General features: G+C 42.0%; 1 protein-coding gene. It reads right to left on the bottom strand.

From position 1 onward, the window contains the following. Positions 1-66: 66 nt before the first annotated feature. The coding region (locus tag GCE9029_RS25510) for a tyrosine-type recombinase/integrase (protein ID WP_157487870.1) at positions 67-528 on the bottom strand (462 nt) is incomplete at its 5' end.

The raw sequence follows: 528 nt of genomic DNA, 5'->3' as shown, positions 1-528 counted from the left end.
TTTATTAACAATCTGCCTATAAAAAAACCGTAGATAAACAAGCCGCCTCTTAACAAAGCCATCAGCTCATTGCCAAGGAATTAGTGCTTTAAACTTCATCTTCTCACTCTCAGAGGTACCCGAATAACCCACATATTGCGCAGGCATTGCAGGGCTGAGCCAACGACCAAAATCTTGAATTTCTCTCACCTTAAGGCCTTGTTTCGATAGTTCTTGTGCGGCACCTACACGAATAGAGTTCCCGGCGAAATGGTGGTTGTTAGCCAATTGAAGTAAGTCACTTGCTCTTCTCAATATTCTGTAGATCGACGAATCATCTAAAGGTTGCAGACTGATATTTTCATGTTTATCTATCGCACGAAATACAGGCAACTCGTCTTGTGTTCCAGTAAACGAAAACCAACGCTCAAGTGCGGCACTTGCTACTCGCGATAGCCTATACACTGAATTTTTTATTGTAATCTGGTACTCATTCTCAACGCTCTCCACATTATCCATCGACAACGCCTTTAGTTCAGATCGCTTTAA

It is taken from the genome of Grimontia celer, from assembly GCF_900055185.1.
GTDB lineage: Bacteria > Pseudomonadota > Gammaproteobacteria > Enterobacterales > Vibrionaceae > Enterovibrio > Enterovibrio celer.
The sequence above is the reverse complement of the archived record's forward strand: the minus strand, read 5'-3'. Positions and strand labels throughout refer to the sequence as shown.